The sequence below is a fragment of the Qipengyuania sp. HL-TH1 genome (genome assembly GCF_036365825.1).
In the GTDB taxonomy this organism is placed as follows: Bacteria; Pseudomonadota; Alphaproteobacteria; order Sphingomonadales; family Sphingomonadaceae; genus Qipengyuania; species Qipengyuania profunda.
Genome location: NZ_CP142675.1, coordinates 2,952,782 through 2,966,193, shown reverse-complemented (window position 1 = coordinate 2,966,193; position 13,412 = coordinate 2,952,782). Strand labels below are relative to the sequence as shown.

At 65.2% G+C, this 13,412-nt stretch carries 16 protein-coding genes; 4 read left to right on the top strand and 12 right to left on the bottom strand.

Translation table 11 applies throughout. From position 1 onward, the window contains the following. Positions 1-58: 58 nt before the first annotated feature. From VWN43_RS15140 to glpX, 10 genes are all read right to left on the bottom strand, one after another. Positions 59-982, bottom strand: coding sequence for a helix-turn-helix domain-containing protein (locus VWN43_RS15140; RefSeq protein ID WP_320181168.1), 924 nt, complete (start codon positions 980-982; stop codon positions 59-61). 114 nt (positions 983-1,096) lie between these two features. Continuing rightward, a complete protein-coding gene (locus VWN43_RS15135) occupies positions 1,097-1,987 on the bottom strand; it encodes a helix-turn-helix domain-containing protein (RefSeq protein WP_320181169.1) in 891 nt (296 codons plus the stop codon). An 88-nt stretch (positions 1,988-2,075) separates the two neighbouring features. Then, entirely contained in the window at positions 2,076-2,948 is an 873-nt protein-coding gene (locus VWN43_RS15130) for a helix-turn-helix domain-containing protein (protein WP_320181170.1), read from the bottom strand. Between the two features lie 120 nt (positions 2,949-3,068). Then, a complete protein-coding gene (gene rplT / locus VWN43_RS15125) occupies positions 3,069-3,428 on the bottom strand; it encodes a 50S ribosomal protein L20 (protein WP_006834668.1) in 360 nt (119 codons plus the stop codon). 23 nt (positions 3,429-3,451) lie between these two features. Beyond that, complete coding sequence (gene rpmI, locus VWN43_RS15120) at positions 3,452-3,655, bottom strand: 50S ribosomal protein L35 (RefSeq protein ID WP_253520667.1); 204 nt, start codon at positions 3,653-3,655, stop codon at positions 3,452-3,454. Between the two features lie 119 nt (positions 3,656-3,774). Continuing rightward, positions 3,775-4,521, bottom strand: coding sequence for an SDR family oxidoreductase (locus VWN43_RS15115; RefSeq protein WP_320181171.1), 747 nt, complete (start codon positions 4,519-4,521; stop codon positions 3,775-3,777). A 1-nt stretch (position 4,522) separates the two neighbouring features. After that, a complete protein-coding gene (locus VWN43_RS15110; RefSeq protein WP_320181172.1) occupies positions 4,523-5,278 on the bottom strand; it encodes an SDR family NAD(P)-dependent oxidoreductase in 756 nt (251 codons plus the stop codon). A 26-nt stretch (positions 5,279-5,304) separates the two neighbouring features. Beyond that, the gene (hisN, locus tag VWN43_RS15105) at positions 5,305-6,105 is read right to left on the bottom strand and encodes a histidinol-phosphatase (RefSeq protein WP_330767669.1); all 801 of its coding nucleotides are present in this window, start codon (positions 6,103-6,105) and stop codon (positions 5,305-5,307) included. Between the two features lie 2 nt (positions 6,106-6,107). Next, entirely contained in the window at positions 6,108-7,043 is a 936-nt protein-coding gene (locus VWN43_RS15100) for a ribose-phosphate pyrophosphokinase (RefSeq protein WP_253520676.1), read from the bottom strand. 96 nt (positions 7,044-7,139) lie between these two features. Continuing rightward, on the bottom strand, positions 7,140-8,114 hold the full coding sequence (gene glpX, locus VWN43_RS15095; RefSeq protein WP_253520678.1) for a class II fructose-bisphosphatase: 975 nt from the start codon (positions 8,112-8,114) through the stop codon (positions 7,140-7,142). Between the two features lie 86 nt (positions 8,115-8,200). Here glpX and VWN43_RS15090 point away from each other — a divergent pair, with 86 nt between their 5' ends. Continuing rightward, a complete protein-coding gene (locus VWN43_RS15090) occupies positions 8,201-8,725 on the top strand; it encodes a hypothetical protein (protein WP_320181173.1) in 525 nt (174 codons plus the stop codon). On the opposite strand, the gene VWN43_RS15085 is transcribed toward VWN43_RS15090, so the two are convergent. Next, entirely contained in the window at positions 8,679-9,986 is a 1,308-nt protein-coding gene (locus tag VWN43_RS15085; protein WP_320181174.1) for a homoserine dehydrogenase, read from the bottom strand. The genes VWN43_RS15090 and VWN43_RS15085 overlap by 47 nt on opposite strands. Before the next feature lie 69 nt (positions 9,987-10,055). Then, positions 10,056-10,898: a hypothetical protein gene (locus tag VWN43_RS15080; protein ID WP_320181175.1), complete on the bottom strand. Its 843-nt coding sequence runs from the start codon at positions 10,896-10,898 to the stop codon at positions 10,056-10,058. A 362-nt stretch (positions 10,899-11,260) separates the two neighbouring features. Here VWN43_RS15080 and VWN43_RS15075 point away from each other — a divergent pair, with 362 nt between their 5' ends. The 3 genes from VWN43_RS15075 (at position 11,261) to VWN43_RS15065 (ending at position 13,381) form a co-directional block, all read left to right on the top strand. Next, complete coding sequence (locus tag VWN43_RS15075) at positions 11,261-11,917, top strand: energy transducer TonB (RefSeq protein WP_253520687.1); 657 nt, start codon at positions 11,261-11,263, stop codon at positions 11,915-11,917. A 64-nt stretch (positions 11,918-11,981) separates the two neighbouring features. After that, positions 11,982-12,767: a MotA/TolQ/ExbB proton channel family protein gene (locus tag VWN43_RS15070; RefSeq protein ID WP_253520689.1), complete on the top strand. Its 786-nt coding sequence runs from the start codon at positions 11,982-11,984 to the stop codon at positions 12,765-12,767. A gap of 83 nt (positions 12,768-12,850) precedes the next feature. Beyond that, a complete protein-coding gene (locus VWN43_RS15065; protein ID WP_253520692.1) occupies positions 12,851-13,381 on the top strand; it encodes an ExbD/TolR family protein in 531 nt (176 codons plus the stop codon). Positions 13,382-13,412: the final 31 nt, after the last annotated feature.

Here is a 13,412-nt window from a genome sequence, read left to right as displayed (position 1 = left end):
TCTGCTTGGAATTATCGGGACTCTGTGCACCGCGCCCCTAGCCCGATGTGGCGAAATGCTAAAGCCCAGTTTCGGGTCGGGCGAGCCGTTCGGGATGGTACAGCGCCTGCATCGCCACGCCGCCGTTCATGTTCGACACACTCACCGCAGCCTTGATTACCGGATGGGGCAGTGCAGCGAACTCGCTCGGCGTCATGTTCATCGTGGCGCGGAAGTCGCGGATGAAATGCGCCTGGTCCCAATAGTGCATGTCGAGCGACCCGATCCAGCGCATCGACGGATCGAGCATATATTCGCCAAGACTGCGCAGGAAACGCTGCCGCCGCAGCAGGGTGCGCGGGGCAAACCCGAAATGCCGCTTGCAGAAGCGTTCGAAGGTCCGCGCATTCAGCCCGATCTGCGCAGACATCGCCCGCACCGAGGTGCTTTCCAGTGCCAATACCCCGCGGTGGACCGCCTGCAATGTCGCTTCGGCCTCGGGCTGCTCGCCGAGCAGGGCGCGGAAGGTCCGGTTGATCAGCGTCGCCGCGGCGGCAAGATCGTCACCGTCCCGGCGCAGCTGGTCGAGCATGGCATGGAGCGATCGGTCGGCCGCGGTCTGGCCCATAGCGCAAAACCTGTTGGCCATCTCGCTGGCGGGTGTTCCGATGAACCGCGTCCAGCCGGCCGGGGTCAGGCCAATGCCCCAGAACTTGCCTCCGACGATCCGCACGCGCGTGACCCGGTCGGTGGGACCGGAGAGGACCGCCGCGGGCACGGGGGCGAGCGGACCTTCGCCGATTACCGCCGTGTAGATCGATGCCTCGCCGGTGCGCAGGTTTGCCTCTTCGGGAGGAAGCCAATCCTCGACCGCCACGCCGTCGTCCAATTCGGTCCGGTAATAGGCGGAGAGATAGGGCGCGAGGTCGGGCGGCGGCCGCACGAGCCGCAACCGCAAACCGTCCGAATTGTACTCGGATACCCTCAACGACGATGTCATCATCGTGCTCCCCTGCGCGGGGCCTAAGGGTTAATTTCGCGGAAATGCAAGAGTTTTGCCCCGTTGGTCATGCGCGGCCGTGCCCGGTTGGCCCCCCAGTCCGGCTTCCGGCGGATGCTAGTCGATCGAGCGCCGATGCAGCACTTGCGACGCCTGGCCCGCCACCGCCATGCGCGCATGCGCGGCGGCGATCAGCACGGGGTGCGGACGCTTGGCATAGGCACTGGGCGACATGGTCATGAACCGCTTGAAGTCGCGCACGAAGTGGGCCTGGTCGTGATAATGGCTGTCGAGCGTGTCGATCCATCTGAGCGAAGGGTCGAGCATGAATTTGGCGAGACTGCGCATGAAGCGCTGGCGGCGCAGGAGCAATTGCGGGGCAAAGCCGAACACGCGGCTGGAGAACCGCTCCATGGTCCGCATGCTCATGCCGAGCTCCTCGGCCAGTTCGGCGACGGTGCCGAAGCGCGGATCGGCCAGCGCCTCCTCGACCCGCAGGATATCCTTCTCGCGTGCTACGGGACGCGCCAGCAGCCGTTTCAGCTCGCGTAGCAAAGCGGTCTTTTCGGTGGCCAGATCGCCGCTGCCCACGGGCACACAGGCACCGAGCGGCTGCAGACGGGCGAACGCCGGATCCACCGCGATATCGGCATAGTCGTCGGCATAGCTGCTGGCGGGGGCAGCGGTCAGGCGCGCCCAGCCCAATGGAAGCAGGCCGATCCCCCACGAGCGACCGTTGCAGGCCCGGAAATGGGTCGCCACGCTGGTCGGGCCGACGACCACCGCGCGGGGTATCCACTGGAGCGGCATGCCCCCGATCCCGGCGGCGACGGTCCGGTCGGGAATGATCCGCAGATTGGCCCATTCCGGATGCAGCCAGTCTTCGATCGGCTGCGGATCGGCGCCGGAAATCTCCATGTGATAAAGCGTCGACACAAACGGCCGCAGGCTGGGGGGCGGAAGGAAGAACCGCAGCGCTACGCCAGCCTGGACATGCCCGGTGTTCATCGCCGCCCTGCCCCGTCGGCATTCGGCCACTCAATAAGAGAGTTCATCCATCCCGTTGCTGCATAGTCGATAGCCACGCCGGCCTCCGTCAGTCCGGCGTGTCGAGCGTTTGCGCGGGCGATCCCCAGATCCGCTTGCGCTCGGCCATGAAGGCACCGAGCACGGGATGCGGCTGCGCGGCGAATTCGCTGGGCGTGCAGCGCATGAAAGCGTGGAACTCATGCACGAAATGCGACTGGTCGTGATAATGGCGGTCGATCACGGCGGACCAGCTGGACCGGGGTTCGAGCATGAAGGCTGCGAGGCTGCGCATCAGCCGTTGGCGGCGCAGCAACAGGCGGGGCGAGAACCCGAAATGGCGTGCGCAAATGCGTTCGAGCGTGCGCTTGGACATCCCGCTGCGCCGTGCGAATTCCTCGACCAGCAAGAGCTGCGGATCGACCATTACTCCGTGGATTTTCTGGATTCGCCGCTGTTCGCGCGGCGGGTCCGCCAGCTGGCGGAAGAAGTCGGTCAGGAAGCCGAACTGTTCCTCGTCCGAATAGTCGCGGGTGCACAGTTTTTCGCACAAGGGCGCGAACCGTTCGAAGATCGGAGATTGCTCGCCATCGACGATGGTGTTGCTGTGATCGCTCGCCGAGGTCCCGATAAAACGCGCCCAGCCCAGCGGGAACAGGCCGATGCCCCACATGCGCGTGCGCCCGATGGTGAAATGCGTGGGGCATGAACTCGGCCCCGTCGCCTGGAAGCGTGCGCCGCTGACGCGCGGCCCGTCGGGAAACTCGGCCGTGGGCGGATTGTCGGAGAAGAATCGCAGATTGGCCCATTCGGGCTGCAGCCAATCCTCCAGCGTCTCGCCCGCAGGCAGGTTCACCTCGAGCCGGTAGAAAGTCGTGAAGCAGGGGGCCAGATCGGCAGGCGGCGCAAAGAAACGCACATCGATACTGTCCAAACCGGTCAACCGCGCCCTCCGACTTGCGAACCCGGATCATAGACAGTTGTCGATGGGCGACAAGTTCCACCCATGCAAAAAGGGCGCCCCTTGCGGAGCGCCCTTTGAAAGTTCCTGAAAAACAGGAGCCTAGGCGGGAAGTGCCTTTTTGGCCTGATCGATGATCGCCTTGAAGGCAGCGCCTTCGTTCATCGCCAGATCGGCCATGACCTTGCGATCGAGCTCGATGCCGGCAAGCTTGGTGCCGTGCATGAACTGCGAATAGGTCAGGCCTTCGGCGCGGACCGCAGCGTTGATGCGCTGGATCCACAGGGCGCGGAAGTTGCGCTTTTTGACCTTGCGGTCGCGATAGGCGTACTGGCCGGCCTTTTCGACGGCCTGGCGAGCGACACGGATCGTGTTCTTGCGACGGCCGCGATAGCCCTTCGCCTGATCCAATAGCCGCTTATGCTTCTGGCGCGTGGTGACGCCGCGTTTAATGCGAGGCATTTCGTATTCTCCTTAATTCGCGCTCAGTCGAGGCCGTAGGGCGCCCACTTTTTCACTGTTCTGCTGTCGGCATCCGACAGGACAGTGGTGCCGCGGTTCTGGCGAATATACTTCGCATTGTGGCTCATCAGGCGGTGGCGCTTGCCGGCGACACCATGCTTGACCTTGCCGGTTGCGGTGATCTTGAAGCGTTTCTTCACACCGCTCTTGGTCTTAAGCTTGGGCATTTTCATCTCCTTGACAGAGACACGTCCAACCAGCCCTGGCAGCCCTTACGGCCAGACCGGCAGATGAATCACGTGTCGGTGAAGGGCGCGCTGATAGCGATTCTGCGCGGTAAAGCAAGTCAGAAGTGGGACAGATAGCCGCCATCGACCGCCAGCGTGTGCCCGGTGATGTAGCTGGCTTCGGGCGAAGCGAGGAAAGCGACCGCCCCGGCGATCTCGCCCGGTTCGCCCCAGCGGCCCAGCGAGGTCCGCCGCGCGAGGTGCCGGGCGATCTCCGGATCGGCAGTCATCGTCCCGTTCGCCTCGGTCGCGAAATAGCCGGGGGCGACCGCGTTGACCGTGATCCCGGTGACGCCGAGCTCGGCTGCCAGCGCGCGGGTCAGCGCGGCCAGCCCGCCCTTGCTGGCGGTATAGAGCACATCGCCGCGCGCGATATCGGCAGCGATCGAGGTGATGTTGATGATTCGTCCGTATTTGCGCGCCTGCATCAGCGGCACCGCGCGGCGCGCAAGATCGAAGGGCGCGACGAGGTTGGTTGCAAGCATCGCCGCCATATCGTCCCGCTGTAACTGGTCCAGCGGCCGCCGGTCGCGCTGCCCAACATTGTTGACGAGGATATCGAGGCCGCCCTCGGCGAGCCGCGCAAAGGCTGCCGCGCTCGCATGGTCGTCGCCAATGTCGAAGGGGAGCACCTGCGCGTGCGCGCCGATCCGCGCGGCGGCGGTGTCGAGCGCATCAACATCGCGCCCGTTGAGCCATACGGTAGCGCCCCGCTCGGCCAGCCGCTGCGCGATCTCGAAGCCGAGCCCGCGCGCCGCGCCGGTCACCAGCGCGATGCGTCCTGCAAGTGATCCCTCCGCGGTCATGTCAGTGCTCGTAGATCATCCTCGCGGTCATGCCACCGTCGATATTGAGGTGCTGGCCGCTCACGAAACCCGCTTCGTGGAGATAGGCGACCGCTTCGGCGATATCTTCAGGGCGCCCGATACGGCCGACCGGATGTTGCTCGCGGTCCTTGGGGCGGTGATCGGGATCGCTGCGGCTGCCTTTCTTTTGCCACGGCGCGGTTTCGATCCAGCCGGGGCGGATCGCATTCGCGCGGATCGTCGGGCCGAGCGAAACCGCCAGCGAATGCGTCAGGGCATCGAGCCCGCCCTTGGCCGCGGCATAGGCAAATGTATCGGGCTCGCTCATCACTGCGCGGGTGGAGGAGATATTGGCGATGCTTGCACCGGGGCTTCGCTCGAGAAATGGCAGCGCCGCGCGGGTCACGAGAAAAGCGGCAGTCAGGCTGGCATCGATCCACGCCTGCCAGTCCGCCAGATCGAGGTCTTCGAGCGGACCCGCATAGGGATCGGCGATCCCGGCATTGTTGACGAGACAATCGAGCGCCGCCTCGCCCAACCACTCGGCGATGCGGGCAAATGCCTCACCGACCGCGCCCTCGCGCCCGACATCAGCGGTGAGGAAGAGCGCATTTTCACGGGGCAGCGTATCGCGCAATTCGGCCAGCGCCTCGGCGTCCTTGTCCAGCCCGATCACGCGCCAGCCAAGAGCGTGGAAATGCATGGTGATGGCGCGCCCGATCCCATTGCCCGCGCCGGTTGTCAAAATGGTCTGCATGGCAGGGGAAACGGGTGCGCGGGCGATCAGTGCCCGTGCGCGGGAATCGCCGAACCGCCCATGGCCTCGAGCACATCCTCGAGCCGCGCGGCATCGCCCAGCGCGATCACGCGCCCGTCGCTGCCCGCATCGAGCGGATTGCCCTGCCAGTCGCTCATCACGCCGCCGGCGCCTTCGACCACCGGGACGAGCGCTGCGAAATCATACAGCTTGAGACCCGCCTCCACCACGATGTCGACATGGCCGGAGGCGACGAGCCCGTAATTGTAGCAATCGCCGCCATAAATGATCTTGCGCTCGGCCACCGCCTTGGCGACGCCCATAAAGGCTTCGACATCGTCGCCGGAAAACTGGTGCGGTGTGGTCGTACCGAGAACCGCGTCGGACAGCTCCTTGCACGCAACCGCGCGCACCGGGCTACCGTTGAAGGTGGTGCCCTCGCCGATCCGTCCGACCCAGCGTTCACGCGCGATCGGCTGGTCGATCACGCCAAGCACCGGCCAGCCATCCTGCATCAGCGCGATCAGCGTGCCGAAAATGGGGCGACCAGCGATGAAGCTGGTGGTGCCGTCGATCGGATCGAGCACCCATTGCCGCCCTGCGCCCTCGTTGCGCGTGCCGTATTCCTCGCCGATGATGCCGTCATCGGCGCGCTCTCTCTCGAGGATCGCGCGCATCGCGGCTTCGGCAGCGCGGTCGGCCTCGGTGACGAAGCTGCGGTCCGCCTTCTGTTCCTGCGACCATTCGCCGCGGAACAGCGGACGGATCGCTTCGCCCGCCGCTTCGGCAAGGCGATTGGCAAGCGCGAGATCGGCAGCAGTCGCCATCTTCAGTCGAACAGCGAGCTGACCGAGCTTTCGTCGGCGATGCGGCGCACCGCTTCGCCGATCAGCGGGGCGATGGTGAGGATGCGGATACGGTCGGAATCCTTGGCATCGTCGGTCGGGCGGATCGAATCGGTGATCACCAGTTCCTTGAGCGCCGAGCCATCGACCCGCGCCACCGCTCCGCCCGAAAGCACGCCATGGGTGATGTAAGCCGCGACCGAGGCCGCGCCCTGGTCGAGCAGCGCCTGCGCGGCGTTGCACAGCGTCCCACCCGAATCGACGATATCGTCGATCAGGATGCAATGGCGGCCCGAGACTTCGCCGATGATGTTCATCACTTCGCTTTCACCGGGACGGTCGCGGCGCTTGTCGACGATGGCCAGCGGCGCGTTGTCGAGCCGCTTGGCCAGGGCCCGCGCGCGGACCACGCCGCCGACGTCGGGGCTGACCACCATCAAATCCTGGTCGCCATACCGCGCCTGAATGTCCGCAGCCATGACAGGCGCGGCGAAGAGGTTGTCGGTCGGGATATCGAAGAAGCCCTGGATCTGCCCGGCGTGGAGATCGACCGCGAGCACGCGATCGGCGCCCGCCTTGGTGATCAAATCGGCCACCAGCTTGGCCGAAATCGGCGTACGCGGGCCGGGTTTGCGGTCCTGGCGGGCATAACCGAAATAGGGCACCACCGCAGTGATCCGCCGCGCCGATGCACGCTTGAGCGCATCGATGCAGATCAGCAGTTCCATGAGATTGTCGTTCGCCGGATAGCTGGTCGACTGGACGACGAAGACATCCTCGCCGCGCACGTTCTCGTGGATCTCGACGAAAATTTCCTCGTCGGCGAAGCGCCGCACCTGCGCATCGACAAGCGGCATTTCGAGATAACCTGCGATGGCCCGCGCGAGCGGCAGGTTCGAGTTGGCGGCCATGATCTTCATGCGGAGAATCCCCGGGCAAACTGGATGTGCGCCCCGCCTAGCCGAGCGTCACGGATATGCAACATCGGACGGAGGCGTTTCCCCGCCGCGACGTGCCTAGTCTCCGCGGTGCTCACCCTTGATCCAGCGAACCGTACCGCTGCTGGCGCGCATGACCACGCTTTCGGTCGTCATCCGCCCGTCGCGCAGATATTTCACCCCGTCGAGCAGCGACCCTGCGGTGACCCCGGTCGCAGCAAAGATACAATCGCCCTTCACCAGATCGTCGCGGGTGTAGATGCGGTCGAGATCGTCGATCCCCCATTTCGCAGCCCGGGCCCGCTCGTCATCGTTGCGGAAGACGAGGCGACCGTTGAACTGCCCGCCGACGCAGCGCAGCGCCGCAGCAGCCAGCACGCCTTCGGGGGCGCCGCCCTGGCCCATATACATGTCGATCGTAGTGTCTTCGTCGGTCACTGCGATCACACCGGCGACATCGCCATCGCCGATCAGCACGACACCGCAGCCCAGCCCGCGCAGTTCGGCGATCAGGTCGGCATGCCGCGGACGATCGAGTACGCAGACGATGATATCGGCAGGCGCGACGCCCTTGGCCTTGGCGACCGCCTCGACGTTCTCGGTCGGGGTCTTGGCGAGGTCGATGATGCCGTCGGGATAACCCGGGCCGACCGCCAGCTTGTCCATATAGACGTCGGGCGCGTTGAGCAGGCAGCCCTCGGCCGCAGCAGCCAGCACGGCCAGCGCATTGGGGCCTGCCTTGGCAGTGATCGTGGTGCCCTCGAGCGGGTCGAGCGCAATGTCGATCTTGGGACCCTTGCCCGGCGCGCCGCCGACCTTTTCGCCGATGAACAGCATCGGCGCCTCGTCGCGTTCGCCTTCACCGATGACCACCGTGCCATCCATATACAGCGTATCGAAGGCCTTGCGCATGGCTTCGACCGCAGCGGCATCGGCGGCCTTTTCATCGCCGCGACCGATCAGCTTCGAGGCGGCCACCGCCGCAGCTTCGGTCACGCGGACCATTTCGAGCACGAGGACGCGGTCGAGCGGGTTTTCGGCAGACGAGTTCATAATGGGTTCAGTCCCTCCCATGAGTTTGTGCGGCGAAGGCTGGCACAAAGACTTTCAGGCCCGCCGGATAGACAGGGAGCATTGCATTGTCGAGACGCTGGTGGGTGACAGGCGCGGCGATCGGCATGATCGCGATCGCACCGCCGCTGGCGGCGCAGGACGCACAGACGCCCGGCGAACAGATCGATATATTGGCACCGCAGGAGGATTATCTCGGCCCGCTGGAGGATTGCAGCGCGGAACAGGAAGCGGCGAGCATTTCGGGCGAAATCGTCGTCTGCCGCCGACGGCGCGACAACGGCGCATTCGCGGTCGACGAAGATGGTGCGCAGCAGCGCTATGCCGAGGAAACTATGAACAGGGGCGATCCGCGCACTCCCGACGTGTTCGGCATTCCCAACCATGGCGTCGTCGTAGCACGCGGCTGCTTTATCGGCCCCTGCCCGCCGCCCAAGGCCTTGATGATCGATATCGAGGCACTGCCCGAGGCGCCGCCCGGATCGGACGCGGACAGGATCGCCCGTGGTCTCGCGCCGAACGGCAGCGCCGCCGAAGACGAGGCCGTTAGTCCTTCAGAATCGGCATCACCAGCGGCGGAGCCGTCAGGCTAGGCGACCCGTCGAGCAGTTCGAGCGCCTTGGTCACGCAGCGCTCGGGTCCTTCATGCGTAACCATCGCCACCAGTACCTCGCCGCCAGCATGGTCGCGCCCGCGCTGGATCAGGCTTTCGATCGATACCTCGGCATCGCGCATCGCGGCAGTGATTTCGGCCAGCACGCCGGGACGATCGTTGACGGTAAAGCGGATGTAATCGCGCCCCACCCGGTTGCCCGCATCGGCCGGTGCGAAGGGCTCCAGCTCCTCCACCGGCACCGAGAACGGCGCGCCGAGGTCGCCGCGCGCGATATCGATCAGGTCGGCGACTACGGCGCTGGCAGTCGGCCCGGCGCCCGCGCCCGCCCCCTGGAACAGCAGGCGACCGGAGAAATTCCCTTCCGCCACGACCGCATTGGTCGGACCCGTGACCGCCGCCAGCGGATGGCCGCGCGCCACGAGACAGGGGCGGACCCGCTGGAGCAACCGTCTTGCGCCATCACTCTCGTCGAGCGACGCAATGCTGACGAGGCGGATGACATAATCCAGCGCGCCGGCCTGGGTGATATCGGCCGCGCGCACCTCGCGGATACCGGTCGCCGCGACAGCGTCGAAATCGACCCGCGCCCCGAAGCCGATCGCCGCAAGGATGGCGAGCTTGTGCGCCGCGTCGATGCCGTCGATATCGAAGGTCGGATCGGCTTCCGCATAGCCCTTGTCCTGCGCAGCCTGGAGCATCTCACCGAAATCGGCGCCCGTGCGCTCCATTTCTGAGAGGATGTAATTGCAGGTCCCGTTGAGAATGCCGTAAATGCGCTCGATCCGGTTGGCCGCCGCGCCTTCGCGCAGTCCCTTGACCACGGGGATACCGCCCGCAACTGCCGCTTCGAACTTGAGCGGGGCGCCGCGCAAGGCCGCCTGTTCGGCCAGCGCAAGGCCGTGGTGCGCGATCATCGCCTTGTTCGCGGTGACGAAACCCTTGCCCGCATCGAGCGCCGCGCGTGCCAGCGTCAGCGCCGGGCCGTCCGACCCGCCAACGAGTTCGAGCACGACATCGACATCGCCCCGCTGCGCCATCGCCTGCATATCGTCGACCCAGGCGTAGGGTGTGAGATCGACGCCGCGATCGCGCGCACGGTCGCGGGCATTTACCGCGACGATCTCGATCGCGCGGCCAGCGCGGCCTTCGATCAGCGAGCGGTTGGTTTCGAGCAGCTCGATTACGCCGGTGCCGACGGTGCCGAGCCCGGCGAGGGCAATGCGAAGAGGTTCAGCCATGGCAGCCGCCTAGCGCAGCCATCCCGCCGGTTGGAACCAGTTTGTCTTGGCCGAGGTGAAGCGGGGCCTTTATTCGCGCGTGCGGCTGCAGGGTCCGAGCGCTTCGCGCACCAGCGCATAGTCCGCCGTGGCAAGCGCCCTTTCCCGCGGATCGCGCGACAGGTTTGCATTTGCCGGCAGCGTGGCCGGCAACGAGCAGGCCAGCCGGTACCATGCGAGCGTATTATGCTGCGGCGCGCGCGCCGACTGATCGACGATCTCGGTCCAGGACACACCCCAGCGCGGCGTCTGACCGGGCCGGCGAACGATCGTCACCGAGACCGGCCCGTCATTCGCGGTATCGAGGAAAAGCTGGGTTTCCGACTCGCCGACCAGCGTGCCCTCCACCGCCAGCGCATCGCGGATCCCGGTCACGCGCGGCGGAGCGTCGGCGGCCAGCAATTCGGAGAGGACCGGGCGCAGCCGCGCTTCGAACTGTTCGCTATAGGGAAACTGCGCCTGCGGATCGACCAGCTGCAGCTGGTCCGGGTGCCCCGAGACAGGCCGGGCGAACAGGATCACCTCCTGCTTCTTGAGCTTGGGCGCCTTGCCCTTCGCATCGAGCGGAACATCGACCAGATACCGCAGCGCTTCCCCGACGGGGGCATTGCCCGCGATCAGCGCGGTGGTACGCGCCTCGACATAGAGCCGCACGAAACCGGGAGCGAGGCCGGGGGATCGTTCGCGCTCGACCGTCGCCTGCTGGCGGATCTGCGCGCGCAGGACCAGAGGCGCACTATCGGCAAGATCGACGATGTCGGCATAGGTCATGGCCGGGGGACCGGCGGGCTCCTGCGCGATGGCCGCAGCCGGGGCGCATATCAGCGCGGCGCTTAGGAGCAGGAGCTTCGCGGGATGGCGTTGGATCGACATGGGAGGTGATTCTTTTTGCAGGGGAAATGGAAGGCTCGAATCGGTGAACCCATGGGCATTGTCCACGGTTCCTCGGGCCAGGTCACTGAATCCGCGCTTAACCGATAAAGGGTTTGCGGTGGCAGGGCATCGTAGCTAAAGGGTCGAGCCGGACCCGAGCGCATGACACAATATTGCTTGGGGAGAGGTGTCCGGGTTCTTATCGGGAACTCAGGGTTACCTTCGTCGCTTGGACTTTTGAACAAAGCCAAGGGGCGCGACTGCGTTAATGATGCCCCATGTCACGCCAGCCTGGCGGGTCGCAAAATGGGCATCCAGATACCCCGGACTTTCCGGGGTGACCGATGGAGTGATGCAACCGAATGGCTTATGCTGACCAACAGATGAGCGGCAATCGCGTTGTCGCGATCATCATTGTTGCCCTCATCCATATTGCTCTCGGCTATGCTCTCATCACCGGCCTCGCATATGATGCGGTCCAGCAGGTGGTCGAGCGCGTGACGACGATCGATATCGATGAACCCCCGCCGCCTGAAGAAGAGCCGCCGCCGCCGCCGGAGAACGTGCCCGACACGCCGCCGCCGCCGGTAGCACCGCCGCCGCCGATCAATATCGCCCCGGCGCCGCCGCCAATTCGGACGCAAACGACGATCCCGCCCCCGGCACCGCCGCGGCTGGTCATCCCGCCGCCCGCACCGCCCGCTCCGCCGCCGCCGCCCTCGCAGGCGCGTGGTGCCACGGCGAAGGGCCAGAACGGCTGGGCTCGCCGGATTCAGAGCAATTATCCCCGCCGCGCAGAACGCGAAGGCATCGAAGGCAATGTCGGTGTGACCATCACCGTCGGAACCGATGGTCGCGTCGCCTCCTGCCGGGTCAGCAATTCCAGCGGATCGAGCGATCTCGATGCGGCGGCTTGCGACGGGATGACACGCTATGCGCGGTACGATCCGGCCCTGGATGCCGCGGGCAATCCAATCCAGGACACCGTTTCGACCACCATCGTTTATCGGCTCAATTAAACTCATCCCTGCTTAGGGGTCGGCTGGCCCGGCAGGGAACGACGCATCAAAAGGACTACTCGTTATGACCTTCGAACTTCTTGCTGCTGCCGGTGAAGCGGCTCCGCAGAACTCCTTCGGCTTTGTTGAAGCCATGGAACAGGGCGGCATCATTGCCTGGTCGATTCTGGCCGTGCTGGTGATCATGTCGGTCGGCTCTTTCTACATCCTGTTCACCAAGCTGTTCGAACAGCGCAAGGTGCTCGCCCAGTACAAGGCCGTTCGCACCCAGTTCTGGAAGACCGGCTCGCTCCGCGACGGTGCTTCCAAGCTCGAGAAGAACAGCGCCTGGCGCCAGCTCGTCGACGACGCGATCCTCGCCGAAGACCAGCACGCCAAGATGACCGACAAGCTCGAAGCGCATGACTGGATGCACGGTTCGCTGCAGCGTTCGGAAGACACCATCAACTCGAAGCTTGCGGGCGGCCTGCCGTTCCTCGCGACGGTCGGTGCAACCGCACCCTTCGTCGGCCTGCTCGGTACGGTTATCGGTATCTACCGCGCCCTGATCAACATCGGCATCGCCGGTTCGGCTTCGATCGACAAGGTCGCGGGCCCGGTTGGTGAAGCACTGATCATGACCGCCATCGGCCTGCTGGTCGCGGTTCCGGCCGTGTTCGCCTACAACTGGCTCCAGGGCCGCAACAAGCGGATCGCCGAGCTGCTCCACGCATTCTCGACCGACCTGCTGGCGAACATCAACTCGAACGGCGTCGTCAAGCCGACCTACATGACCGCGACGACCGCCTCGACCGCTCGCACCGCAACGGCTGCCAAGCCTGCTGCGGCGACCACCACGGTCAAGAAGTAATCGATCGGATACGGGGGCGGCACACAGCCGTCCCCGCACCCTCCGCATCGAACCCAAGAATTTCGAACGTTAGGAACTGAACCATGGCGATTTCGACAGGAGGTGGCGGCGATACGCCCATGTCGGACATCAACACCACGCCGCTCGTGGACGTGATGCTGGTGCTTCTGATCATCTTCCTCATCGCGGTTCCGGTCGCGATCCAGACCATCGAGAAGCTGGAAATCCCGGTCTTTGAATCGGTCGAATCCAAGGACAAGGTCGAAAACCTTCTCCTGACCGTCAGCACCACCGACGATAACGGTGTCAGCGCCGGTGAGCCCGGCTTTGCAGGTGCATCGCGTAGCGGTGAATGCCGCGTCTATTTCGGCAATGTCGCACCGGTGAGTTCGGAAGAACTGTACGACCAGGCTTTCGAACGTCTCGATGCCATCGTGCAGCGCGCGGGCGGCCCGGACGCGATCATGGAGGATCCGGAGAAGATCCCGCAGGTTCACATCCGCGGCGACGTCAATGCTCCGTGGTCGTGTGTGGCCGGTGCGATCTACAACGTCCAGGCGGCGGGCTATCCCACCGTTGGCTTCATCTCGAACCCGGTCGACCCCAACGGTTGATCGCGCGGTTCGGCAAAGCAATTAGGGAGTA